Origin of the sequence: Streptomyces avidinii, assembly GCF_014650695.1 — a bacterium.
Lineage (GTDB): Bacteria > Actinomycetota > Actinomycetes > Streptomycetales > Streptomycetaceae > Streptomyces > Streptomyces avidinii.
In genome coordinates, this window is sequence record NZ_BMVL01000008.1 from 124,772 (window position 1) to 148,438 (window position 23,667).

The window sequence follows — 23,667 nt, forward strand, 5'->3', positions numbered from 1 at the left end:
GGCGCGGGGTCTGGGGCGGAGCCCCAGCAGCGGCCCGCGGGGTCAGGACAGCAGGACAGTGGCGCCCTGGGCCGGGCTGGAGGCGATCCGGGTAGCGCGGCACGTGCCGGACGCTTCCAGGGCCGCCGCCACCTTCTCGGCCGACTCCTGGTCCGCGACGAGGAACGCCGTCGTCGGCCCGGAGCCGGAGACCAGTGCGGCGAGGGCGCCACCCTCCACGCCCGCGGCCAGCGTCCGCGCCAGTTGCGGCCGGAGCGAAAGCGCCGCCGCCTGGAGGTCGTTGGCCAGCTCGGCGCCCAGCGCGTCCGCGTCGCCCGAGGCCAGGGCCGCCAGGAGCGCCGGGGAGGCCTCGGGCTCGGGAATCCGCCGGCCCTCGGCGAGGCGGTCGAACTCGCGGAACACCGCCGGGGTGGACAGGCCCCCGTCGGCCACCGCGAAGACCCAGTGGAACGTCCCGGCTTCCACCGGGGTCAGCAGCTCACCGCGGCCGGTGCCGAGCGCGGCCCCGCCGACCAGGCTGAAGGGGACGTCGCTGCCGAGCTCCGCGCAGATGTCGAGCAGTTCGGCGCGCGGGGTGTTCAGGCCCCACAGGGCGTCGCAGGCCAGCAGGGCCGCCGCGCCGTCCGCGCTGCCGCCCGCCATGCCGCCGGCCACCGGGATGTTCTTCGCGATGTGGAGGTGGACGGCGGGCTCGATGCCGGCCCGGGCCGCGAGGATCTCGGCGGCGCGCGCCGCGAGGTTGGTGCGGTCCAGCGGGACCTGGTCGGCGTCGGGGCCGGTGCAGGTGATGGTCAGGGTGTCGGCCGCGGTGGCGGTGACCTCGTCGTGGAGGGAGACGGCGAGGAAGACGTTGGCCAGGTCGTGGAATCCGTCGGGGCGGGCCGCGCCCACCGCCAGCTGCACGTTGACCTTCGCGGGGACCCGTACGGTCACGGCCGCCGGCTGCGCGCTCACAGTGCAGGCCTCTGCGCGGCGGGCTTGTGCTCGGCGATCGCCGCGAACTCCTCGACCGTCAGGGATTCCCCGCGGGCCTGCGGGGAGACACCGGCGGCGACCAGCGCGGCCTCCGCGCCCGCCGCCGATCCGGCCCATCCGGCCAGCGCGGCGCGCAGCGTCTTGCGGCGCTGGGCGAAGGCGGCGTCCACGACCGCGAAGACCTCCGCCTTGGTGGCGCTGGTCTTGATCGGCTCGGTGCGGCGCACCAGGGAGACGAGACCGGAGTCGACGTTCGGGGCGGGCCAGAAGACCTTGCGGCCGATGGAACCGGCGCGCTTGACGTGCGCGTACCAGTTGGCCTTGACCGAGGGCACCCCGTAGACCTTGTTGCCCGGCTCGGCGGCCAGCCGGTCGGCCACCTCGGCCTGCACCATCACCAGGGTGCGCTCGATCGTCGGGAAGCGGTCGAGCATCGTCAGCAGGACGGGCACGGCGACGTTGTAGGGCAGGTTCGCGACGAGCGCGGTCGGCGGCGGGCCGGGCAGTTCGGTCACGAGCATCGCGTCGGAGTGGACCAGCGCGAAGCGGTCCTTCTTCGCGGGCATCCGGGCCTCGATGGTGGCGGGCAGCGCCGCGGCCAGAATGTCGTCGATCTCGACGGCGACGACCCGGTCCGCGGCCTCCAGCAGCGCGAGCGTCAGCGAGCCGAGCCCCGGGCCGACCTCGACGACGACGTCGTCCGGGCGGACCTCGGCGGTGCGCACGATCCGGCGCACCGTGTTGGCGTCGATGACGAAGTTCTGGCCCTTCTGCTTCGTCGGGCGTACGCCGAGGGCGGCGGCCAGCTCCCTGATGTCGGCCGGCCCGAGGAGGGCGTCGGAGGTGCCGGGGGAGGTCTTCTCGGGGTTCTCGGGCTGCTGCTCTGCGGTGCTCACCGGTAAAGCGTCTCAGATCGGCCGGGCGATCCCGAGCCGGACCGGCGCTCCGGTTCCCGGATCTACGACGTGAGCCTGCGGCCGCAGTGCGGCCATGGGCTCGCCCCCCGCTGCATGTAGAGCTTCTTCGCCCGGTACGTCTGCTCCGTGCCCGAGGCGTCCTGGGGGCGGCCGCTGCCGCCGAGGCCCTGCCAGGTGCGGACGTCGAACTGGTACAGGCCGCCGTAGGTGCCCGAGGCGTCGGTGGCGGAGGGGCGTCCGCCGGACTCGCACTGGGCGAGGGCCGCCCAGTTGAGGCCGTCGGCGCCGGCGACCGAGCTCGGCAGGGCCCTGGTGCCGACCCGCACGAGCTGGGCGACGGGTTCGCGGACGACCTCGTCGGCGATGGGCCGCGGCTTCTGCCGGACCCCGTTGACGGTGCGCATGCTGTACGTGACCCTGCGCGCCCCGGGGCGGCCGACGCGCTCGACGACCTCGGTGCCGGCGAACAGCTCGGCGTCCTTGACCTTCTCGGTCTCGAACGGGATGCGTTCCTCGCGGACCTCGCGGGTGCCGGTGATGCGCAGCACGGTGACGGTCTGGCCGTCGCGCGGGAAGTCGGTGGGGGGTACGGAGGTGGTGTCCTGACCCTGGAGGGTGATGCCCGCCTGGTCGAGGGCCTCCTGGACGGTGGCGGCGTTGGTGCGGATGGTGCGTTCGCGGCCGTCGGCCATGAAGGTGACGCTGCGTTCGGTGCGGACGCCGAGGGTGAGCCCGGAGCGCGGGACGGGGGCGGTGCGGGGGGCGGAGAGGTAGGCCCCCTCGGCGCGGATGCCGAACTGGCGCAGCGCGCCCTCGACGGTGCGGGCGGTGGTCCACACCTGGCGCTGCTGCCCGTCGAGGGTCAGGCGCAGGGGGCGGCCGTAGCGGACGACGATCTCCTCGCCGTCTTCGAGAGGTTCGCCGGCGGCGGGGGCAACGAGGTCGTGGGGGCCGACGCCGAGGCCTTCGGCGGCGAGCAGTTCGCCGATGTCGTCGGCGAAGGTATGCAGGTTGCGCGGGACTCCGTCCACGGTGAGCCGGACCGCCTTGTCGGCGGCCACGAAGGCCGTGGTGCCGCCCGCGAGGAAGGCGACGACGAGGGCCTGCGGAACGATTCGCCGCCAGTTCGTGCCGGGGGGCCGGTCGGGGGTGCCGCGGCCCCGGGCGCGGCGGCGGCCGGGGCCGGCGGCCTGGCCCGGTACCGCGGGGGCCAGGGGCAGGGCGGGTGCGGTGGCGGGGCCCGGCACGGCGCCCGCCGGGGTGGCGGCCCGGCGGCGGCCCGGGCCGGGTGCCGGCGGCACGGCGGCCAGGGTGTCGGCCAAGGCGAGCTCGGCCGGTGACATGGTGGGCCGGCGGCGGCGCCCGCCGCGCGGGGCGGGCACCGCGGGCTCGAGGTCCCGCACCTCTGGCTCGCGGTCCCGCACGGCGGGCTCGGGGTCCCGCACGGCGGGGCCGGGATCGCCCGTACCGACCGGCCAGGCCATGGGCTGGGCCTCGTACGCCTCGGGGACGGGACCGCCACGGCGGTGACTGCCCTGCGTATCGCTCACGACGCTCGCTCCACTGGTGATCCGGCACCCTCTGAGTGCGGGCACGGCACCCTAGCGGAGGAGCCGTCACGCTCCAAAGCGGGACGGCTACTCAGCGTGTCGGAGCGGGCGGGGTGTCAGGGGCGGGTCAGTAGCCGAAGGCACGGGCGGTGTTGGCCGCCAGCGCGGTGGCCATCGCGTCCTCGTCGATGCCGCGGACCGCGGCCATCGCCCGGACCGTCAGCGGAATGAGGTACGGCGCGTTGGGCCGTCCGCGGTACGGCGCGGGGGTCAGGTACGGCGCGTCCGTCTCGACGAGCACCAGTTCCAGCGGGGCCACGGCCAGCGCCTCGCGCAGCGGGGCCGCGTTCTTGAAGGTGACGGTCCCGGCGAAGGACAGGTAGTAGCCGGCGGCGGCGCACTCGCGGGCCATGTCGGCGTCTCCGGAGTAGCAGTGGAAGACGGTCCGTTCGGGGGCGCCCTCCTCGCGCAGGACGCGCAGCACGTCCGCGTGGGCCTCCCGGTCGTGGATGACCAGCGCCTTGCCCTGCCGCTTGGCGATCTCGATGTGCGCGCGGAAGGAACGCTCCTGCGCGGCCATGCCCTCCGGCCCGGTGCGGAAGTAGTCCAGCCCGGTCTCGCCGACCGCCTTGACGTGGTCGAGCGCGGCCAGCGCCTCGATCTCGGCCAGGGCCTCGTCCAGCGCGGCCTCGCCGCCACCGGCCCGGGCACCCTGCCGCGACCATCCGTCCGGATCACCGTGGACGATGCGCGGGGCTTCGTTCGGGTGGAGGGCCACGGCCGCGTGGACGTTCTCGTACGCGGCCGCGGTCTCGGCGGCCCACCGGGAGCCCTTCACGTCGCAGCCCACCTGGACGACGGTGGTGACGCCCACCGAGGCGGCCTTCGCGAGGCCCTCCTCGACGGTGCCCGACTGCATGTCCAGGTGGGTGTGCGAGTCGGCGACCGCCACCCGGAGCGGCTCGGGCAGCGGCGGCGGTGCGTCCTTGGGCTGCGTCTTCTCCACGCGTGTGCTCATACGGCCGATCTTATGACCGGCGGAAGAGGCCCTTCAGACGGGAGAGCAGGCCACGGCTCTCCCCGGCCGACCCGACGGCCACGGGCCCCGGGGCGGCGTGCGAGCGGGGCGCCCCGGGCTGCCTCGCCGGCCGGGGGACGTTCACACCGGCCGGCACCGGTCCGGCGGTCCCGGGCGCTGTCCGGTGGGGGTGGAGGTGGTCGATCATGCCCAGCACCGAGGAGACCTGCCCGGCCCGCATGATCCGTACGACGTGTCCGCCGCAGTTCAGGCAGGTCGGGTTGGACAGCGGGGAGGGCACCCGCTCGCCGTCGACCTTGTACATGATGAACGGCTCGCCCTTGGCGTCGACGTGGTGCTCGATCGCGTACGCCTGCTCCCAGCCGTACCCGCACCTCATGCACGCGAAGGAGTAGGCCTCGTGCACGGTGTGCACGTCGGAGGCGGTCACAGCGACAGGGACTGCGACGGGGGCGGATGCGGGTACCGGGGTGTCTGCGATCTCACTCATGCCAGCTCCTCTTGTTCCACTGGTGCCATTGCCAGTGGACGCCTCAACGGGCGGGAGCGCATCAGGCCCTGTCTACTGTTGGACGGTCCTTGGGCGACTCATTCCGAAAGTGCCCGGTGCGCGGTCTGAGCTTTGCCTTTCAGGTTAGCTCTTTACCTGCTCACGGCATCTTTTGTGCCGCGTTCTTTGCCGCGACCACCGCGTCGAACACCTCGCGCTTGGGTACGCCGGCCTCGGCCGCGACCGCCGCGATGGCCTCCTTGCGCCGCTCACCGGCCTCCTCGCGCACCCGCACCCGGCGCACCAGCTCCTCGGCGTCCACATCGCCGGGCGCGGCCGCCGGAGCGCCCTCGACCACGACCGTGATCTCCCCGCGCACGCCCTCGGCGGCCCAGGCCGCGAGTTCGCCGAGCCCGCCGCGCTTGACCTCCTCGTACGTCTTGGTCAGCTCACGGCACACCGCGGCCCGCCGGTCGGCCCCGAAGACCTCGGCCATCGCGGCCAGGGTGTCGTCGAGCCGGTGCGGGGCCTCGAAGTAGACGAGCGTGCGCCGCTCACCCTCGACCTCGCGAAGCCGGCCCAGGCGCTCCCCCGCCTTGCGGGGCAGGAACCCCTCGAAGCAGAACCGGTCCACCGGCAGCCCGGACATGGCGAGCGCGGTGAGCACCGCGGACGGCCCGGGAACGGCGGTGACCTTGATGTCCTTCTCCACGGCGGCGGCGACCAGCCGGTAGCCGGGGTCCGACACCGAGGGCATGCCCGCGTCCGTCACCAGCAGTACGCGCGCGCCGCCGGCCAGGGCCTCGACCAGCTCCGGGGTGCGCGCCGACTCGTTGCCCTCGAAGTACGACAGGACGCGCCCGGTGGTGTGGACGCCCAGCCCCTGGGTCAGCCGGCGCAGCCGCCGGGTGTCCTCGGCGGCGATCACGTCGGCCCGCTCCAGCTCGGCCGCCAGACGCGGCGGGGCGTCCGCGAGATCGCCGATGGGGGTGCCGGCGAGCACAAGGACGCCGTCGGTCGTGGTGGGCTCGGTACCGCGGGGCTGGTCAGTTGTCACCCGCCCATCCTCTCAGCCTCGTACCCCGCCTCCCCCCGCCACTGGTGGCGCACACAGATCTCTTCCCTACGATGTGCCGGTGACCAGTACCGCGACGCCGCCGCCCAGCCCCGCGGGGGCCCCGCCCGCCTCACCGGTGGGACGCGAAGACGATCCGAGCACCTGGCTGCGCCGGCTGCGCGGCTTCGGCTACGTGCCGCCCGCCGGGCCGTCCGCGCGCGCGGACGTCCGTACCCGGCTGGTGCCCCCGTACGCCAGGCCGTCCAAGCAGCTGTGGATGACCTTCGGGCTGGCGCACGAGGTGTGGGGGACCTGGCAGCGGATCGTCTCGTGGGCCGGGCCGGTGCTGGTGGCGCTGGTCGCCGGGGTGCTGCGGTTCGTGCACCTGGGCAGCCCGAAGGCGGTGATATTCGACGAGACGTACTACGCCAAGGACGCCTGGGCCACGATCAAGCAGGGCTACGAGGCGAGCTGGCCCAAGGACATCGACAAGTCGATCCTCGCCAACCCGTCCGGGGTCGCCCTCCCGACGGATCCGGGCTATGTCGTGCACCCGCCCGTCGGCAAATGGGTGATCGGGCTCGGCGAGTGGATGTTCGGCTTCACGCCCTTCGGCTGGCGGTTCATGACCGCCGTGCTCGGCACGTTGTCGGTGCTGATGCTGTGCCGGATCGGGCGGCGCCTGTTCCGCTCGACCTTCCTCGGCTGCCTGGCGGGCGCGCTGCTGGCGGTGGACGGCCTGCACCTGGTGATGAGCCGCACGGCGCTGCTGGACCTGGTGCTGATGTTCTTCGTCCTCGCCGCCTTCGGGGCACTGCTCATCGACCGCGACCGGGCCAGAGCCCGGCTCGCGGACGCGCTGCCGGTGGACGAGGAGGGACGGACCCGGCCCGACGCGAAGATCGCCGAGACGCTGCGGCTGGGCTGGCGGCCGTACCGGATCCTGGCCGGCGTCTGCCTGGGCCTGGCCGCGGGCACCAAGTGGAACGGCTTCGTCATCCTGGCCTTCTTCGGCATCCTGACCGTCCTGTGGGACGCGGCCGCGCGCCGCACCGCGGGCGCGGGAGCCCCGTACGTCTCGATGCTGCGGCGCGACGCGCTGCCCGCCTTCGTCTCCACCGTCCCGGTGGCGATCGTGACGTACCTGGCCTCGTGGTCGGGCTGGATCCTCAGCCCGGACAACGGCAAGGGCGGCTATCTGCGCGACTGGGCGGCCAAGTACGACCGGGACAGCTCGCTGGGGTTCCTGCCGGAGTGGCTGCGCAGCCTGTGGCACTACGAGACCGAGGTGTACAAGTTCCACGTCGGCCTGACCTCGGGGCACACCTACGAGTCCAATCCGTGGAGCTGGCTGGTCCTGGGCCGGCCCGTCTCCTACTTCTACGAGTCCCCGGAACCGGGCACCGACGGCTGCCCGGCGACGGCGGCGGGCAAGTGCGCCCGCGAGGTGCTGGCCCTCGGAACCCCGCTGCTGTGGTGGGCGGGCTGCTTCGCGCTGCTGTACGTGCTGTGGCGGTGGTTCTTCCGCCGTGACTGGCGGGCGGGCGCGATCGTGTGCGCGCTGGCGGCGGGCCTGTTGCCCTGGTTCAACTACCAGGAGCGGACGATCTTCTACTTCTACGCGGTGGTCTTCGTCCCGTACCTGTGCCTGGCGGTGGCGATGATGATCGGCGCCCTGCTGGGCCCGGCCGGCTCCAGCGAACGCAGGCGGGCGCTGGGCGCGATCGGCGCGGGAGTCCTGGTCCTGCTGATCGCCTGGAACTTCATCTACTTCTGGCCGATCTACACGGGCCAGACTTTGCCGATGGACTCCTGGCGCGGCCGCATGTGGCTGGACACCTGGGTCTAGCAGCGCAAACGACGGGCCCGGCACCTGATGGTGCCGGGCCCGTCGTGGTTGTTGCCGGTGGGCCGGCCGTCGTGGGCCGCCCCGCGACGGCCCACGGACGCGGTCATGCCGGATCTTCACCTGACGCGGCGTTTGCGATCACATGGGGGCAGGCGTAGAGAGGAAGTGAGGCAATTTCTACCCGAACCGCGCATATTGGGGATGACCCCATGCCCAACAAAGGGTGGATTCTGCTCGGGGTTTTGATTGTGCTCGGTATCCTCGGAGCGATGGGTGCAGTCTTCGCATGGTGGATGGCCACCAAAGAGCCGGAGCGTGAGCCGAAGATTGAAGTACTGGCCGGAATCGGGGGCGGGTTGATCACCGGTATCGCCGTAGGAGTGTCGGCCCTATTTCTGGAACAGGCACTCTCGGAATCCCAGAAATATGCGGCGTGGCGCGCGAATGTTGAAATCGCCGAAAGCATTCCGGGGTTCTCACCCGGCGATCGCGACATCGCAGGGATCAACTTCAGCGGCAAGTCCCTCCACAACGCGGACCTCAGAGGAGCCGATCTGCGGGGGGCTCAGCTTCGGGACACCGACCTGACAGGGGCGAACCTCAGCGGGGCCAAGTTGCAGGGTGCGCACCTGATCGGGGCCAACTTCTACGAAGCAGACCTGAGTGGCGCTCACCTCGACGGGGCCGAGCTGCAGAGTGCGAACCTCACGCACGCGCAGATCAACGTTGAAGCCACCACCTTCCACGGAGCGATGGTCGACTCGCACACCTGCTGGCCGGAAGGCGCTCAACAGGAGAAAGTCGACTCGACCATCCCCAACAACGAGGGGCCCGATGGATTTACCGGGGGCGAGAAGGTTCCCCATTGCATGCTGTGGAAGGACGGGGAGCGAACCAGGTGAATTGACGCAAGCGACCTCCTGGCTCAATCCCATTGATCAGAAAGCTCCCGGGGCAAAAGCCCGCCCTCACGGTTGCGGCTTTCCGGTGCCCGGCCCGCCCGGTACGGCAGCAGGGCCCGGACCGCGCGTCGCGGTCCGGGCCCTGCCCCGTGCGGCGCCGCCCTGCGGCGGCGGTGCGTCAGCTCTGTGCGGTGTCGTCGCCGGCCTGCCCGGCGCCCTCGGTGGCGCTGGCCTTCTCGCGCATCTTGCGCACCAGCTCCGCCTTCTGGTCGGCTGCGCCCTTGCGGTCGAGGTTGCGGTGCGGACCGTTGTTCTGCCGCTCGGCGCGGGACAGCCTCTTGCGCTGGCCGCCACCCTGGCCCACAGGGTTGTTGATGTTCTTGCTCACGGTCACGCGTTCTCCCGGCAATGAAAGTTTGAAGTGATTTACGGATTCATCGGTGGGGGACGGGCGGCGACGTCGAAGGACGTCGGCCCGTCACGCTCTCACTCGTAAATCGGCGTCTGGAAGAACATGACAACGACGGTACCCGCTTCCGTCGCCCCCGCACACCAACTTTTCGCCGTCGCGCTGCTAGCGGGACGCCTCGCAGGCCGAGGCCGCGACGTCCTTGCTCGCACCGGCCGCGACGAGGCTGGCGTCACAGCTGGTCTGGTTGCCGATCTGTCCCTGGTAGCACGCCTCCGCGACGCCCTCGGTCACCTTCGCGGCGTGCTTGGCGACGTACTGCTCGCAGGCCTTCACGTCCGCCTGGGCGGACGGGGCGGCGATGACGGCGCCGCCCAGGGCGAGGGCCAGTCCTGCGAGGATGCTGGGGATACGAGCCGACGGACGCATGCGGATGCACCTGCTCTCTCGGTCGGTCACGCGATCCTCGGATGCGCCGGACCGCGGGCGGGGGCGGCGGCGCGGAGCAGGCGCTCCGGGGGGCGACGGGCTCTGCCCGTCGGACACCCCCGCCCTTCCGACGCTAGAACACGGCACCGGCGCACGCACTTTCGGACCGGCGTCAGCGGGCCGGCGGGTACTCGTCGTTCCAGGCGGGGGGCGTCGTCGTGCCGCTGGCCCAGTCCCGGCGCAGGATCGCGTACCCGACGGCGTCGTGGACCGTGCCGTCGTCCGAGGGCCACGCCTCCCGGTAGTGCGCCTCCTTGACGTACCCGCACCGCAGGAAGGTGCGGCGCATCGCCCCGTTGTCCTGGCGCGTCGTGCCCTCGATCCGCCGGATCAGCGGGAGCTCGGTGAACAGGTACCGGGTCAGCCAGGTCAGCGCCCGGGGGCCGATCCCCCGCCCGCGGTACCGGGACCGGATCCGCAGGTCGAAGACGGGCGTGCCGTCGCCCAGGTCCATCAGCCGGACCAGGCCGAGGGTCTCGCCTGCGCCTGCGCCTGCGATCCAGAACGACCTGGTCTCCTCGTTGTCGAACCGGCCGTCCGCGGCCCACTGCCGGGCGCGGTCCGGGTCGACCACGGCCGAGCCGTGGAACGGCCAGGTGTCCCCGGTGAGGAAGGCGACCAGGTCATCGACCTCCGAGGGGACGTAACGGCGGTAGGCGAGATCCACGGCGGCACTCCAGGGGCGGGGGCGACCGGCCCCGAACGCCTTTCGTTCGGAGGTTCCGGTCCGGTAACAACGACATACGAGAGCTCAACACAGCGTAATGTCCGCACCAAGGGTTCTTTGAACATGTTCAGAGAACCGTCGGTTCATGGGGGAAGGTACGCAGGTGAACGGGGCGACGAAGGGTGCCATCGTCGGCGGGGTGTTCCTCGCGATGCTCGGCGGCGCAGGGTACGGGGTGTACACGCTCGTCGGGGACGACGGCGGAGACGGCAAGGGCGGAGAGACCACCACCCAGGCCGGGACGGGCACCGGGCCGGTCGGCGAGAAGGACGCGGCCAAGACCGCCAAGGCCTTCCTGACCGCGTGGGCGGCCGGGGACGAGCGGGGGGCGGCCGACCTGACGAACAACGCCGCGGCCGCACAGGCCGCGGTCGGGGGCTTCAGGACGAAGGCGTACGTGTCCAAGGCGGTGATCACCCCCGGCACTCCCAACGGCGCCACCGTGCCCTTCAAGGTCGAGGCGGAGATCACCTACGAGGGCACCACCAAGCCGCTGGTCTACGACTCGCAGCTGACCGTGGTCCGCGGGCTCACCAGCGGGAAGCCGCTCGTGGACTGGCAGCCCTCGGTGATCCACCCGCAGCTCCAGAAGGACGAGGCGCTGCGCGCCGGCGCCCCGGCGAGCCCGCCGGTCAAGGCCGTGGACCGCAACGGCGAGGAGCTGACCGCGGAGAAGTACCCCTCGCTGCGCCAGGTCCTGGACGAGCTGCGCCAGACCTACGGCGGCAAGGCGGGCGGCAGGGCGGGGGCGGAGGTCTGGATCGAGCCCGCCGCCAAGGAGGCTCCCAGGCGGACCCTGCTGACCCTGGTCGAGGGCGAGCCGAGCACCCTCAAGACGTACCTGGACGCGAAGGCGCAGGCCGCGGCCGAGCAGGCGGTCACCAAGTTCCCGGAGGCCTCGGTGGTCGCCGTCCAGCCCAGCAGCGGACACATCCTGGCCGTCGCGAACAACCGCAAGGACGGCTTCAACGCGGCGATGCGGGGCACCCGCGCACCCGGATCCACGATGAAGATCGTGACGGCCGCGATGCTGCTGGACCGCGGCCTGGTCGCCGCGGACAGGCCGGCGGAGTGCGCGAAGACGGTGACCTGGGGCCGTGAGTTCCACAACCTGAAGAACTTCGAACTGCCGCCCGGGACCAGCTTCGCGACCTCGTTCGCCCGCTCCTGCAACACCGCCTTCATCAAGCAGATCAAGCCGGTCGACGACGACTCCGCGCTGCCGAAGGAGGCCACGGAGGTCTTCGGCATCGACCTGGACTGGAAGACCGGCATCAAGTCCACCGACGGCAAGGTCCCGCCGGCCACCGGCGCGGCGGCCGCCGCCGAGTACATCGGGCAGGGCCAGATCACGATGAACCCGCTGAACGTCGCGTCCATCACCGCGACGGCCCGCACCGGCGTGTTCCGCCAGCCGCTGCTGGTCTCGCCGGAGCTCGACGGCCGGACGATCGCGAAGGCCGAGCGCCGGATGAAGTCCTCGGTGCAGCAGCAGCTGGTCTCCATGATGAAGCTGACGGCCTCCAGCGGCACGGCAAAGGAAGCAATGGCCCCGGTCCGCGGCTCGGACAAGGGCGCGAAGACCGGCTCGGCGGAGGTCGGCGGCGCCGGGGACAGCCCGGACAGCTGGTTCACCGGCTTCAGCGGCGACGTGGCCGCGGCGGCCATGGTCGAGGGCGGCGGCCACGGCGGCGAGGCGGCGGGCCCGATCGTCGCCCAGGTACTGAACGCGGGCTGACCGGGTGGCGGCGGCGCGACCGGCCCGGGCCGAAATCGGTCGTGCCGCCGCAGCGGGCGGCGTTAACGTCGCGGCATGACGACGTCCACGCACCCTCTGTTCGCCGAGGCCCTTGCCGAGCTGGGCCTCGACCTCACCGTCCGGAGCTTTCCCGAAGGGACCCGAACGGCTGCCGACGCCGCGGCCGCCATCGGCTGCGAGCTCGGCCAGATCGTGAAGTCGCTGGTCTTCGCGGCGGACGGGGTCCCCGTCCTGGTCCTGATGGACGGGGCCTCCCGCGTCGACGTCGCGGCGGTCGGGCGCGAGCTGGGGGCGGACCGGGTGACCCGGGCGGACGCGGCCGTCGTCCGGGAGACCACGGGCTACGCCATCGGCGGGGTGCCGCCCTTCGGGCACCGTACGCGCACCCGGGTGCTGGCCGACCGGTCGCTGCTGGCCCACGACACGATCTGGGCGGCGGCCGGTACCCCGCACACGGTGTTCCCGATGGCTCCCGGCGAGCTCGTCACGTACGCCGGGGCCACCCTGGCCGACGTGCGCGAACAGCCGCCGGAGCCGTCACAGGGCTGAGCGCAGTGCCCGTACCAGGGCCTGGGCCCGGGGGTCCGCGGTGACCGACTTGGCCAGGGCGTTGGTCACGTAGCCGAAGCCGATGCCCGCCTCCGGGTCCGCGAAGCCCAGGGATCCGCCGCGGCCCGGGTGGCCGAAGGAGGCCGGCGAGAGCAGCGGTGAGGCCGGGCCGTGCAGCATGTAGCCGGCGCCGAAGCGGGTGTTCACGACCAGCACCCGGTCCGGCCCGGCGGAGTGCTCCCGGGCGGCCAGCGCAGTGGTGGCCGGGGTGAAGATCCGCGCGCCGTCCTCGACCACGCCGATCGTGGCCCCGTAGAAACGGGCCAGGGCGCGGGCCGTTCCGATGCCGTTCGAGGCGGGGAGTTCGGCGGCCCGGTAGGCGGGGGCGTTCTCGTCGGGCAGCGGGTCGATGGCGGCGAAGGCACGGCGGGTGAGGGAGTCAGGGTCGGCGTAGGCCTCGGAGACGTTGCGCCGCGGCCGGGTCCGCAGCATGCCCGCGCTCTCGGGCGGCTCGACCGCAGCCACCCGGCCCACCCGGTGGGCCTCGGCCTCCGGCAGGCCGATCCAGAACTCCAGCCCCAGCGGCTCGGCGATCTCCTCCGCCAGGACACAGCCCACTGTGCGGCCGGTCGCCCGCAGCACCAGCTCGGACAGCAGCCAGCTGTAGGTCTGCGCGTGGTAGCCGTGCCCGGTGCCCGGTTCCCAGAAGGGCTGCTGCGCGGCGACCGCGCGCGCTCCGGACACCCCGTCGGCGGCCTCGGCGGCGGTCAGCCCGCGGTCCAGCGCCGGTATGCCCGCGCGGTGCGCGAGCACGTCCCGGACCAGGATCCGCTCCTTGCCGCCCGACTTGAACTCCGGCCAGTACGAGCCCACGGGCGCGTCCAGGTCCAGCAGTCCGCGCTGGTGCAGCAGCAACGGCACGGCGGCCGCCACGCCCTTGGTCGCGGACCGGACGATCTGCGCGGTGTCCTCGGTCCACGGCTCGGTGCCCTCGGCGTCCCGGGTACCGGCCCACAGGTCGACGACCTTGCGGCCGTCCCGGTGGACGGCGACGGCCGCGCCCCGGTCCCCGAGCACCTCGAAGTTGCGTACGAACGCGTCTCTGACGGGCTCGAAGCCCTCCGCCACCGTCCCGTGGACTTCCACGTCTACTCCCAGCACCTGCCGCGACGCCCGGACGGCGCCTACATCTGTCGCGTACGCCTACCTCACACTGCAACGCCCGCCGGGCGGCTCTGCTTCCCGGTGTCTCGAAGCCCGGGAGGCTCGCGCACCGGCGCCGATCAGTGCGCGGGGCGCGTCAGAAGGGGCGTGCGCGGGTCGAAGCCGAACGGGAGCTCCAGCCGGTGGGCCCGCATCAGCTCGTCGTCGCACAGCAGCTCCCGTGTGCGGCCGTCCGCCGCGATGGCCCCCTCGCTGAGGACCACCGAGCGCGGGCACAGTTCCAGCGCGTACGGCAGGTCGTGCGTCACCATCAGCACGGTCACGTCGAGCGAGCGCAGGATGTCCGCGAGCTCGCGGCGCGAGGCCGGGTCCAGATTGGACGAGGGCTCGTCCAGGACCAGGATCTCGGGCCGCATGGCCAGGACGGTTGCCACCGCGACGCGGCGGCGCTGCCCGAAGGACAGGTGGTGCGGCGGCCGGTCGGCGAAGTCCGCCATGCCGACCTGGTCCAGGGCGGTGCGGACCCGTTCCTCCAGTTCCGCGCCCCGCATCCCGGCCGCGGCCGGGCCGAAGGCCACGTCCTCCCGCACGGTCGGCATGAACAGCTGGTCGTCGGGGTCCTGGAAGACGATCCCGACCCGGCGGCGGATCTCGGCGAGGTTCCGCTTCTCCACCGGCAGGCCGGCCACGGACACCGAGCCGACCCCGCCGGTGAGGATCCCGTTGAGGTGCAGCACCAGGGTGGTCTTGCCGGCGCCGTTGGGTCCGAGCAGGGCGACCCGCTCACCCTGCCCGACGGTCAGGTCCACCCCGAAGAGGGCCTGGTGGCCGTCGGGGTAGGCGTAGGCGAGGCCGGCGACTTCGAGGGAGGGGGTACTGGTCACAGGGTCCATCCCATCAGACAGACGGCGAGGGCCGTCACCGGGAGCACGGACGCGTACGCCCACTGGGCGCGGGTGGCCGCGACCTCGTCGATCACCGGCATGGAGCCGGCGTAGCCGCGGCTGACCATCGCGAGGTAGACCCGCTCGCCGCGTTCGTAGGAGCGGATGAACAGTGCGCCCGCGGTCTTGGCCAGCACTCCCCAGTGCCGGATCCCGCTCGCCTCGAATCCGCGCGAGCGGCGGGCGATGGACATCCGGCGCATCTCGTCGCTGATCACATCGCCGTAGCGGATCATGAAGGAGGCGATCTGGACGAGCAGCGGCGGCAGCTTCAGCCGCTGCAGGCCCAGCAGCAGGGCCCGCAGCTCGGTGGTCGAGGCGAGCAGGACGGAGGCGGCCACGCCGAGGGTGCCCTTGGCGAGGACGTTCCAGGCGCCCCAGAGGCCCGAGACGCTGAGCGACATGCCGAGCACCTGCACGCGCTCGCCCTCGGCCACGAAGGGCATCAGCACGGCGAAGGCGACGAAGGGGACCTCGATCAGCAGCCGCCGCAGCAGGAAGCCGGCCGGGATCCGGGCGACGGCCGCGACTGCGGCGAGGAGGGCGGCGTACAGGCCGAAGGCCCACACCGCCTCGCGCGGTGTGGACACGACGACCACGACGAAGGCCAGGGTCGCGGCGAGCTTGCAGTGCGGCGGCAGGCCGTGGACCGGCGAGTGGCCGTGGCGGTAGAGCTTGTGGGCGTGGCCGGCCCCCATGTCAGCCCGCCGAGACGGAGGTGGCGGTGGCGGTGAGGTCTTCCGTCCGGCGGCGGCGCACGGCCCAGAAGATCCCGGTGCCGGCGACGACGGTCACGCCGACGCCGATGACCCCGGCGAGGCCGCCGGACAGGCGGGCGTCGTCGACGTCCTTGACGCCGTAGTCGGCGAGCGGGGAGTCCGCGGCGGCGTGCTCCTCGACCTTCTCGTCGATGCCCTTGTCCGCGGCGACCTTCTCCAGGCCGTCGGGGTCGGCGGAGGCGTAGAAGGAGACGAATCCTGCGAGCACGAGGGCGGTGACCAGGCCGGTCGCCCACACCTTCTTCGTCGATCCGGCGCCGGCACCGGCCGCCGCGGGCGCTCCGGCCGCGGCCGGTGCGTCGACGAGCGCGCCGTCGACGCGCAGCTTCAGCGGCGCGGTCAGCCCGCGGGCCCCGTGCACCAGGTCGGGGCGGACGGCGATCACGGCGCCTACGGTCGCCGCGGTGATGGCGGCCTCGCCGATGCCGATGAGCACGTGGACGCCGACCATGGCGGTGATCACCTTGCCGATGGGCACGTCGGTGGTGCCACCGACGGCGTAGACGGCGGTGAAGGCGGCGGCCGCGGCGGGCACCGAGAGCAGGGCGCCGACGAAGGCGGCCACGGTCACGGAGCGGCGGGTGGGCGGCAGGATCCCGAGCAGCCCGCGGAAGATCGCGTACGCGACGACGACGGTGACGACACCCATGACGGTGACGTTCACACCGAGGGCGGTCAGCCCGCCGTCGGCGAAGAGGATGCCCTGCATGAGCAGGACGACGGACACGCAGAGCACACCGGTGTAGGGGCCGACGAGTATCGCGGCGAGCGCCCCGCCCAGGAGGTGGCCGCTGGTGCCCGCGGCGACGGGGAAGTTCAGCATCTGGACGGCGAAGATGAACGCGGCGACGAGACCGGCGAGCGGGGCGGTCCGTTCGTCGAGCTCGCGGCGGGCGCCGCGGAGGCTGACGGCCACCGCGGCGGCGGCCACCGCTCCGGCGGCCACCGAGACGGGTGCGTTGATGAATCCGTCGGGCACATGCATGGAACGGCTCCGCTTCTTAACCAGTCTTTAGCTGTTCAACCATAGTGCCCAGTTGCAAACCGTTGGCAAGAGCGGGCGCGTCACAAAGAGAGCCGTGCGCTTTCGTGGGAATGTGCGAGGCTGGACAGGACAAACGGACGCAAATGTTCCGATATCGAGGAGTCTTGTCGATGTCAGCCACCGCCGAGAATCCACCAGCGACCGCCGCCCCGACCGCCGTCGAGGAGCGGGTCCGTGCCCGCGTCATCACGGACGACCCCCTCTACCGGACCATCCCGGTCGCCCTGCGGTTCGCCGTCGCCGAGCCGCTGGCCGTACGGATCGTCTTCCCGGCGGGCCTCTCCCCCGAGGGCACCGACAACGAGTGGGTCTTCCCCCGCGCGCTCCTTGAGGCGGGTCTCCAGTCCCCGACCGGGACCGGGGACGTGCGGGTCTGGCCGTGCGGCCGCGTGCAGGCGGTCGTCGAGTTCCACTCCCCCGAGGGCGTCGCCGTGGTGCAGTTCGACATCGCCGCCCTGCGCCGGTTCCTGCGGCGTACGTACGCCCCCATGGCGGCCGCCGCCACCCGTTAGGCGCAACCGGGCCCGGCCCCGTACCACCCGGTGATCGGGTGGTACGGGGCCGGGCCGTCCTGTCGGCAGGTGCGGGGCCGACGGGGTTTCGCGGGGTCAGGCGCTGACCAGCTCGCGGTCCTTGTCCGGGCCCTCCGGGGACTGCGCGGACTCCAGGTGCTTGCGCAGGCTCTCCCCCTCCACGTCCACGTTCGGCAGCAGCCGGTCCAGCCACTTCGGCAGCCACCAGGCCTTGTGCCCGAGCAGTGCGAGCACCGCCGGGACGATGGCCATGCGGACCACGAAGGCGTCGAAGAAGACGGCGACGGCCAGACCGAAACCGATCATCTTGACCATCTGCTCGCTGGCCCCGATGAAGCCCGCGAACACCGCGATCATGATGACGGCGGCAGCCACGACGACCCGCGCGCTGTACTGGAAGCCGGTGACCACGGCCTGGCCCGGGCGCTCACCGTGGACGTACGCCTCACGCATCCGGGTGACGAGGAAGACCTCGTAGTCCATGGCCAGGCCGAAGACGACACCCACCATGAAGATCGGCATCATCGACATGATCGGACCGGTCTGCTCCACTCCGAAGACCGAGCCGAGCCAGCCCCACTGGAAGACCGCGACGACGGCGCCGAGGGCGGCGACGACCGAGAGCAGGAAGCCGAGGGCCGCCTTGAGCGGGACCAGGATCGAGCGGAAGACGAGCATCAGCAGCAGGAAGGCGAGGCCGACGACGAGCGCCAGGTAGGGCAGCAGCGCGTCGTTCATCTTCTGCGAGAAGTCGATGTTCATCGCGGTGGCACCGGTGACGAGGACGTCGTCCCCGCTGCCGTCGCGGATCTCGTGGACCAGTTCCTCGGTGTGCGTGGAGGACGGGCGGTCCTTCGGGATGACGGTGATCACCGCGGCGTCGCCGGCCTCGTTGAGGGTCGGCGGGGTGACCGCGACGACCCCGTCCAGGCCCTTGATCCGGTCGGCCGTCTTGTCGGCCAGCGCCTTGTCGCCGTCCACGACCACCATCAGCGGGCCGTTGAAGCCCGGGCCGAAGCCGTCGGACAGCAGGTCGTACGCCTGGCGCTGGGTGGTGGAGACCGGCTGGGCGCCGTCGTCCGGCAGACCCATCTCCAGCTTGCTCGCCGGGATGGCGATGACGCCGAGACCGATCACACCGGCCAGCAGCACCATGACCGGGCGGCGCAGGACGAAGCGGGCCCAGCGGGTGCCGCCGTTGGCCTTCTTCTCGGCGCCGGCCGGCTTGCCCTTGCCGAACAGGCGGCTCTTCCTGCCCGCCGGGAGCACCTTCTTGCCCGCGAAGGCGAGGATGGCCGGGACCAGGGTCAGCGCGACGAGCACGGCGATGACCACGGTGCCCGCGGCCGCGAAGCCCATCTTGGTCAGCATCGGGATGTTGACGACGGCCAGGCCCACCAGGGCGATGACCACGGTCAGACCGGCGAAGACGACGGCGGAGCCGGCGGTACCGACGGCGCGGCCCGCGGCCTCGTCGCGCTCGCGGCCCTCGGCGAGCTCCGCGCGGTAGCGGGAGACGATGAAGAGGGCGTAGTCGATGCCGACCGCGAGGCCGATCATCGTCGCGAGGGTGGCGGTGGTGTTGCCGAGGTCCAGCACGTTGGCGAGCGCGGTGATGGAGGAGACGCCGATGCCCACGCCGATCAGCGCGGTCAGCAGCGGCAGACCGGCCGCGATCAGCGAGCCGAAGGTGATGACGAGGACGATCGCTGCGACCGCGATGCCGATGATCTCGCCGGATCCGGTCTCGGGGGCGGCCATCAGCGCGTCACCGCCGATCTGGACGTTCAGCCCGGCGGCCTTGGCGCCCTCGCCCGAGTCCTTGAGCGCGTCGCGGGTGGCGTCCTTCAGCTCCATGCCGCTGACGTTGTACTTGGCGCTGATGTAGGCGGTGGAACCGTCCTGGCTCACGGCCTTGGCCTCGTACGGGTCCGCGACGGAGGAGATCTCGGCCGCGCCCGGTCCGGTCTTCAGACCCGAGACGATCTTCTGGACCTCGGCCTTGGGGCCGGGGTCGGTGACCTTGGCGCCCTCGGGGGCCTGGATGACGATGCGGGCGGTGGCGCCGTCGGCGGCCATGCCCGGGAAGCGCTTGTCCAGCAGGTCGAAGGCCTTCTGGGCCTCCGTACCGGGTATCGAGAACGAGCCGGAGGTGGGCGCTGCCGCCGAGGCGGCGCCGAAGCCGGCGGCGAACAGCAGCGCCACCCAGAGGAGGGCGACGAGGCCGCGGCGCCGGAAGGCGCCCCTGCCGAGTCGGTAGAGGAAGGTAGCCACGTCGGTGGTTCTCCCGTTCAGGTCGTGGGATGGATCCGGATCGGATCAGGGCGTCGAAAGCCGGCCCGACGACGAGAGCGGCGTGTCAGGAGCAGCGGGGAGGCGGTGCCGGGGACGGGGTGGAGCGAGGATCAGACGCCGAGGGCGGGGAAGACCACGGCGTCGATGAAGTCACCGAGGAAGGCCCGGTCCACCGGGCGGTCCTCGATCAGCGGGAGCGCGATGAACGCCCCGATGAGCATGTGCGGTACGAAGTCGAGCGCGGGACAGTCCGGGCGGATCTCGCCCCGGTCCACCGCGCGCCGCAGCATCGCCTGGAGACCGTTGATCTCCGGGTCGACCAGCAGGTCGCGCAGGGCCTTGTGCAGCTCCGGGCTCTCGTGGACGGCATGGGCCAGACCCCGCATCAGCGCGGTGTCCTTGGCCATCTGCGCGTCGTCGGAGTGCTCGACCATGCACGCGAAGTCCCCGCGCAGGCTGCCCGTGTCGATCTCGCGCAGCGAGACCGGCTGGGTGCACCGCAGGGCCTTGGCGACCAGTTCCGGCTTGCTCCCCCACTGGCGGTAGAGGGTGGCCTTGCTGGACTTCGTACGGGCGGCGACCGCGTCCATGGTCAGCGCCTCGTAGCCGACGTCACGCAGGAGGTCGAGGACCGCCTCGTGCAGTTCGGCCTGTCGTTCGGGGGTGATCCGGCTGCGCCGAGCCGCCATCGCCTCGGTCATCTCCGTCTCCCGCCCGATCGAAACTATTCCGTACGCTTAAGACCATACCCCTACCCCAAGCGAAACGAAACCGTTCCGTTTCGCTTACGGGGGTGGCATGGATCACCTGTACGAGTTGCCATGGCCTCCCTGCGCGGAAAGCATTGGGGGGTGAGTCACGACGTCGCGTACCTCCGGTTCCCGCACCTGCACGACGACCTCCTCTGCTTCGCCGCCGAGGACGACCTCTGGGTCGCCCCGCTGGTCCCCGACGGAGGGACCCCCGGGCGGGCCTGGCGCATCACCGTCGACCGGACCCGGGTCGGCCACCCGCGCTTCTCCCCCGACGGGGGGCACATCGCCTTCACCAGCTGGCGCAGCCTCGACCCCGAGATCCACCTCGCCCCGGTCGACGGCGGCCCCGCCCGCCGGCTCAGCTACTGGGGCGCCCTCGACACCCGCGTCTGCGGCTGGACCCCGCCCGACGAGGACGGCCGCAGCGACATCCTGGCCGTGTCCTCGCACAGCCAGCCCTTCTCCTACTTCGCCTGGGCCTACACCCTCCCGACCGACGGCAGCCCCGGCGGCCGGCTGCCCTGGGGGCCCGTCTCCGACATCCAGGTGCAGGCCACCGAGGAGGGCGAGCGGCACTCCCTCCTCCTCACCGGCAAACCCCCGCACGAGCCCGCCGCCTGGAAGCGCTACCGCGGCGGCGCCACCGGCCGGCTGTGGCTGCACGGTCAGCGGCTGCTGGAGGACGTCGAGGGACACCTCGACTCCCCGATGTTCGTGGGCGGCCGGATCGCCTTCCTCTCCGACCACGAGGGCATCGGCAACCTGTACTCCTGCCTGCCCGACGGCACCGATCTGCGCCGCCACACCGATCACGAGGAGTTCTACGCCCGGCACGCCTCCAGCGACGGCTCCCGCGTCGTCTACCAGTGCGCCGGCGACCTCTGGCTCGTCGAGTCCCTGGACCGGGACGCCGTCCCGCGCAGGCTCGACGTCCGCCTCGGCGGCCCGCGCGCGGGCCGGCGTACGTACCAGGTGCCCGCCGCCAGCCATGTCGACTCGCTCTCCGTGGACACCACCGGGCGCGCCAGCGCCGTCGTGGTGCGCGGCAGCCTCTACTGGCTGACCCACCGCGACGGCCCGGCCCGGACCATCGCCGACACCCCGGGCGTACGGGTGCGGCTGCCGGAGATGCTCGGCAGCGGCGGACAGGTCGCCTACATCACCGACGCCGAGGGCGAGGACGCGATCGAGATCGCCTACCTGCCGCGGGCCTCCGGCGAGCGGGAGCCCCGCCGGCTGGCCTCGGGCCAGCTGGGGCGGGTCACCGAACTGCTCTCGGACCCGGACGGCGAGCGGCTCGCCATCGCCTCCAACGACGGCCGGCTGCTCCTCATCGACGCCACCGAGGAGTCCAACGGCGAGGTCACCGAGCTGATCGCATCCATCAACGGCCCCGTCACCGACCTGGCCTTCTCCCCCGACGGAGCCTGGCTGACCTGGTCGCACCCGGGCATCGGCCGGTCGCTGCGGCAGATCAAGATGGCCCGGATCTCCGGACCCGGCGCCCGCGTCATCGTGGACGTCACCAACGGCCGCTTCGAGGACGAGAACCCGGTCTTCACCCGGGACGGGCGCTACCTCGCCTTCCTGTCGTGGCGCGGCTTCGACCCGGTCTACGACGTGCACACCGGCGACCTCTCCTTCCCGCTGGGCTGCCGCCCGTACCTGGTGCCGCTGTCCTCCGCGACCCCCTCCCCCTTCGCGCTCTCCGCCGAGGGTCGACCCGCGGCCGGCGGACTCGAACTGGCGGAGGGCGACTCGGGCGAGGCCGACGGCGCCGTCACCGTGGAGGTGGAGGGGCTGGAGAGCCGGGTCACGCCGTTCCCGGTGACCGCGTCCAAGTACTCGGCCCTGTACCCGGTGCACGGCGGCGGGCTGGTGTGGCTGCGCTGGCCGATCTCGGGCGCGCTCGGCGAGACCTTCGCCAACCCGGCCGACATCAGCGGCAAGCCGACGCTGGAGCACTTCGACCTCACCAAGGCCCGCAAGACCGAACTGGCTTCGGGGCTGGACTGGTTCGCGGTCAGCGGCGACGGCACCCGGCTCGTGATCAACGACGACGGCGACCTGCGCGCGGTCCCGGCGACCGAGTCGGGCGACAGCGACTCGACCGTCTACCTGGACCTGCGGCGCATCCTGCACGAGGTGGACCCGGCGGCCGAGTGGCGCCAGGCCTACGAGGAGGCCGGGCGGATCATCCGCGCGTACTTCTGGGAGCCGAAGATGTGCGGCATCGACTGGGACGGGGTGCTGAGCCAGTACCGGTCCCTGGTCGAACGGGTCGCCTCGCCGGACGAGTTCGCCGACCTGCTGCGCGAGGTCCTCGGCGAACTCGGCACCTCGCACGCCTACGTCTCCCCCGCGCGCCGCAATGAAGGCCCGCCGCACTACCAGCGGGCGATCGGCCTGCTCGGCGCCAATCTCTTTCCCCGGGACGGGGAATGGGTGGTCAGCCGGATCCTGCCCGGTGAGTCCTCGGACTCCAAGGCCCGCTCCCCGCTGGCCGGCACCGGCATCCGGGAGGGCGCGGTGCTCACCCATGTCGACGGGCGGCCGGTGGACCCGGTCGCCGGGCCCTACCCGCTGCTCGCCGCGGCGGGCGGGACCACCGTGGAGCTGACCTTCCAGCCCGCGGCGGGCGAGGGCCGGGCCCGCCGGGTCGCCATCGTGCCGCTGATCGACGAGCGGCCGCTGCGCTACCAGGACTGGGTGTCCAAGCGGCGCGAGGCGGTCCGGGAGATCAGCGGCGGCCGCTGCGGCTACCTCCACATCCCCGACATGGGCGGCTCGGGCTGGGCGCAGTTCAACCGCGACCTGCGGATGGAGATGTCCCGGCCCGCGCTGATCGTGGACGTGCGCGGCAACGCGGGCGGGCACATCAGCGAGTTGGTGGTGGAGAAGCTGACCCGCTCCATCCTCGGCTGGGACCTGACGCGCAACGCCCAGCCGGTCTCGTACGCCTCCAACGCGCCCCGCGGTCCGATCGTGGCGCTGGCCGACGAGGCGACCTCCTCGGACGGGGACATGATCACCGCGGCCTTCAAACTGCTGGGCCTGGGCCCGGTGGTGGGCCTGCGCACCTGGGGCGGGGTGGTCGGCATGACCGGCCGCCACACCCTGGGGGACGGCACGGTGATCACGGTGCCGATGAATGCAGCCTGGTTCCCGGAGTACGGCTGGTCGGTGGAGAACCACGGCGTGGAGCCGGACCTGGAGATCCAGCGCACTCCCCTCGACTGGGCGGAGGGGCGGCACGCCCAGCTCGACGACGCCGTGCACCTGGCACTGGAACTGCTGGAACAGGACCCGGCCGCGGTGCCGCCCGGGTACACGGATGTACCGGACCGGCGCCGGCCGAAGCTGCCGCCGAGGAACTGAGCGGTTCCCGCGAGGAACTGAGCGGTTCCCGCGAGGAAGTGGGCGGTTCCCGCCTGCGGCGA

Annotated in this window: 21 protein-coding genes; 6 read left to right on the forward strand and 15 right to left on the reverse strand. The window is 72.4% G+C overall.

Annotation, left to right across the window (positions count from 1 at the left end; genetic code table 11):
* Positions 1–42: 42 nt before the first annotated feature.
* The 6 genes from IE257_RS22095 to rsmI form a co-directional block, all read right to left on the reverse strand.
* Complete coding sequence (locus IE257_RS22095; RefSeq protein WP_189971225.1) at positions 43–954, reverse strand: 4-(cytidine 5'-diphospho)-2-C-methyl-D-erythritol kinase; 912 nt, start codon at positions 952–954, stop codon at positions 43–45.
* A complete protein-coding gene (rsmA, locus tag IE257_RS22100; protein WP_189971227.1) occupies positions 951–1,871 on the reverse strand; it encodes a 16S rRNA (adenine(1518)-N(6)/adenine(1519)-N(6))-dimethyltransferase RsmA in 921 nt (306 codons plus the stop codon). The genes IE257_RS22095 and rsmA overlap by 4 nt, the downstream gene beginning before the upstream one ends.
* A gap of 62 nt (positions 1,872–1,933) precedes the next feature.
* Positions 1,934–3,235 carry a resuscitation-promoting factor gene (locus IE257_RS22105; RefSeq protein ID WP_189971556.1) on the reverse strand — a complete coding sequence of 434 codons (1,302 nt, stop codon included), beginning with the start codon at positions 3,233–3,235 and terminating at the stop codon, positions 1,934–1,936.
* Positions 3,236–3,569: 334 nt separating this feature from the next.
* Positions 3,570–4,460 carry a TatD family hydrolase gene (locus IE257_RS22110; RefSeq protein ID WP_189971229.1) on the reverse strand — a complete coding sequence of 297 codons (891 nt, stop codon included), beginning with the start codon at positions 4,458–4,460 and terminating at the stop codon, positions 3,570–3,572.
* 10 nt (positions 4,461–4,470) lie between these two features.
* On the reverse strand, positions 4,471–4,971 hold the full coding sequence (locus IE257_RS22115) for a hypothetical protein (protein ID WP_372453084.1): 501 nt from the start codon (positions 4,969–4,971) through the stop codon (positions 4,471–4,473).
* 160 nt (positions 4,972–5,131) lie between these two features.
* On the reverse strand, positions 5,132–6,028 hold the full coding sequence (gene rsmI, locus IE257_RS22120) for a 16S rRNA (cytidine(1402)-2'-O)-methyltransferase (RefSeq protein ID WP_209468399.1): 897 nt from the start codon (positions 6,026–6,028) through the stop codon (positions 5,132–5,134).
* Positions 6,029–6,107: 79 nt separating this feature from the next.
* Between rsmI and IE257_RS22125 the strand changes: the two genes are divergently transcribed.
* Both IE257_RS22125 and IE257_RS22130 read left to right on the forward strand, forming a co-directional pair.
* Positions 6,108–7,877: a dolichyl-phosphate-mannose--protein mannosyltransferase gene (locus tag IE257_RS22125; protein ID WP_189971231.1), complete on the forward strand. Its 1,770-nt coding sequence runs from the start codon at positions 6,108–6,110 to the stop codon at positions 7,875–7,877.
* 209 nt (positions 7,878–8,086) lie between these two features.
* On the forward strand, positions 8,087–8,779 hold the full coding sequence (locus IE257_RS22130) for a pentapeptide repeat-containing protein (protein WP_209468400.1): 693 nt from the start codon (positions 8,087–8,089) through the stop codon (positions 8,777–8,779).
* Positions 8,780–8,957: 178 nt separating this feature from the next.
* Here the strand turns inward: IE257_RS22130 and IE257_RS22135 are convergent, their stop codons facing one another.
* From IE257_RS22135 to IE257_RS22145, 3 genes are all read right to left on the reverse strand, one after another.
* Entirely contained in the window at positions 8,958–9,173 is a 216-nt protein-coding gene (locus IE257_RS22135; RefSeq protein ID WP_189971233.1) for a DUF6243 family protein, read from the reverse strand.
* Positions 9,174–9,353: 180 nt separating this feature from the next.
* Entirely contained in the window at positions 9,354–9,617 is a 264-nt protein-coding gene (locus IE257_RS22140; protein WP_189971235.1) for a hypothetical protein, read from the reverse strand.
* Positions 9,618–9,789: 172 nt separating this feature from the next.
* Positions 9,790–10,344: a GNAT family N-acetyltransferase gene (locus IE257_RS22145; RefSeq protein WP_189971237.1), complete on the reverse strand. Its 555-nt coding sequence runs from the start codon at positions 10,342–10,344 to the stop codon at positions 9,790–9,792.
* A 145-nt stretch (positions 10,345–10,489) separates the two neighbouring features.
* Between IE257_RS22145 and IE257_RS22150 the strand changes: the two genes are divergently transcribed.
* Both IE257_RS22150 and IE257_RS22155 read left to right on the forward strand, forming a co-directional pair.
* The gene (locus IE257_RS22150) at positions 10,490–12,142 is read left to right on the forward strand and encodes a penicillin-binding transpeptidase domain-containing protein (protein ID WP_189971239.1); all 1,653 of its coding nucleotides are present in this window, start codon (positions 10,490–10,492) and stop codon (positions 12,140–12,142) included.
* 75 nt (positions 12,143–12,217) lie between these two features.
* Positions 12,218–12,712 (forward strand): YbaK/EbsC family protein, encoded by a 495-nt coding sequence (locus IE257_RS22155; protein WP_189971241.1) that lies wholly within the window; start codon positions 12,218–12,220, stop codon positions 12,710–12,712.
* On the opposite strand, the gene IE257_RS22160 is transcribed toward IE257_RS22155, so the two are convergent.
* The 4 genes from IE257_RS22160 to IE257_RS22175 all read right to left on the reverse strand — a co-directional run bounded on the left by IE257_RS22160 (position 12,701) and on the right by IE257_RS22175 (position 16,584).
* Positions 12,701–13,858: a serine hydrolase domain-containing protein gene (locus IE257_RS22160; RefSeq protein ID WP_189971243.1), complete on the reverse strand. Its 1,158-nt coding sequence runs from the start codon at positions 13,856–13,858 to the stop codon at positions 12,701–12,703. The genes IE257_RS22155 and IE257_RS22160 overlap by 12 nt on opposite strands.
* A 137-nt stretch (positions 13,859–13,995) precedes the next feature.
* Complete coding sequence (locus IE257_RS22165) at positions 13,996–14,769, reverse strand: energy-coupling factor ABC transporter ATP-binding protein (RefSeq protein WP_189971245.1); 774 nt, start codon at positions 14,767–14,769, stop codon at positions 13,996–13,998.
* Complete coding sequence (cbiQ, locus tag IE257_RS22170) at positions 14,757–15,518, reverse strand: cobalt ECF transporter T component CbiQ (RefSeq protein WP_189971247.1); 762 nt, start codon at positions 15,516–15,518, stop codon at positions 14,757–14,759. The genes IE257_RS22165 and cbiQ overlap by 13 nt, the downstream gene beginning before the upstream one ends.
* A gap of 1 nt (position 15,519) precedes the next feature.
* Positions 15,520–16,584, reverse strand: a complete 1,065-nt coding sequence (locus IE257_RS22175; protein WP_189971249.1) for an energy-coupling factor ABC transporter permease — start codon at positions 16,582–16,584, stop codon at positions 15,520–15,522.
* A 170-nt stretch (positions 16,585–16,754) separates the two neighbouring features.
* Between IE257_RS22175 and IE257_RS22180 the strand changes: the two genes are divergently transcribed.
* Positions 16,755–17,156 carry an SsgA family sporulation/cell division regulator gene (locus tag IE257_RS22180; protein WP_189971251.1) on the forward strand — a complete coding sequence of 134 codons (402 nt, stop codon included), beginning with the start codon at positions 16,755–16,757 and terminating at the stop codon, positions 17,154–17,156.
* A 96-nt stretch (positions 17,157–17,252) separates the two neighbouring features.
* Here the strand turns inward: IE257_RS22180 and IE257_RS22185 are convergent, their stop codons facing one another.
* Together IE257_RS22185 and IE257_RS22190 are read right to left on the reverse strand one after the other, a co-directional pair.
* Positions 17,253–19,451 carry an MMPL family transporter gene (locus IE257_RS22185; protein ID WP_189971253.1) on the reverse strand — a complete coding sequence of 733 codons (2,199 nt, stop codon included), beginning with the start codon at positions 19,449–19,451 and terminating at the stop codon, positions 17,253–17,255.
* Between the two features lie 131 nt (positions 19,452–19,582).
* Positions 19,583–20,173: a TetR/AcrR family transcriptional regulator gene (locus IE257_RS22190; protein WP_189971255.1), complete on the reverse strand. Its 591-nt coding sequence runs from the start codon at positions 20,171–20,173 to the stop codon at positions 19,583–19,585.
* Between the two features lie 150 nt (positions 20,174–20,323).
* On the opposite strand from IE257_RS22190, the gene IE257_RS22195 reads away from it, so the two are divergent.
* Positions 20,324–23,605 carry a S41 family peptidase gene (locus IE257_RS22195; protein WP_189971257.1) on the forward strand — a complete coding sequence of 1,094 codons (3,282 nt, stop codon included), beginning with the start codon at positions 20,324–20,326 and terminating at the stop codon, positions 23,603–23,605.
* The last annotated feature ends 62 nt before the right edge of the window (positions 23,606–23,667 follow it).

Bases quoted from the DNA above. Each gene is read 5' to 3' on its own strand.
- IE257_RS22165 (WP_189971245.1), bottom strand. From the start codon at position 14,769: ATGGACCCTGTGACCAGTACCCCCTCCCTCGAAGTCGCCGGCCTCGCC.
- IE257_RS22150 (WP_189971239.1), top strand. From the start codon at position 10,490: ATGGGGGAAGGTACGCAGGTGAACGGGGCGACGAAGGGTGCCATCGTC.
- IE257_RS22130 (WP_209468400.1), top strand. From the start codon at position 8,087: ATGCCCAACAAAGGGTGGATTCTGCTCGGGGTTTTGATTGTGCTCGGT.
- IE257_RS22155 (WP_189971241.1), top strand. From the start codon at position 12,218: ATGACGACGTCCACGCACCCTCTGTTCGCCGAGGCCCTTGCCGAGCTG.
- IE257_RS22140 (WP_189971235.1), bottom strand. From the start codon at position 9,617: ATGCGTCCGTCGGCTCGTATCCCCAGCATCCTCGCAGGACTGGCCCTC.
- cbiQ (WP_189971247.1), bottom strand. From the start codon at position 15,518: ATGGGGGCCGGCCACGCCCACAAGCTCTACCGCCACGGCCACTCGCCG.
- IE257_RS22115 (WP_372453084.1), bottom strand. From the start codon at position 4,971: ATGAGTGAGATCGCAGACACCCCGGTACCCGCATCCGCCCCCGTCGCA.
- IE257_RS22110 (WP_189971229.1), bottom strand. From the start codon at position 4,460: ATGAGCACACGCGTGGAGAAGACGCAGCCCAAGGACGCACCGCCGCCG.
- IE257_RS22175 (WP_189971249.1), bottom strand. From the start codon at position 16,584: ATGCATGTGCCCGACGGATTCATCAACGCACCCGTCTCGGTGGCCGCC.
- IE257_RS22105 (WP_189971556.1), bottom strand. From the start codon at position 3,235: ATGTCACCGGCCGAGCTCGCCTTGGCCGACACCCTGGCCGCCGTGCCG.
- IE257_RS22190 (WP_189971255.1), bottom strand. From the start codon at position 20,173: ATGACCGAGGCGATGGCGGCTCGGCGCAGCCGGATCACCCCCGAACGA.
- IE257_RS22180 (WP_189971251.1), top strand. From the start codon at position 16,755: ATGTCAGCCACCGCCGAGAATCCACCAGCGACCGCCGCCCCGACCGCC.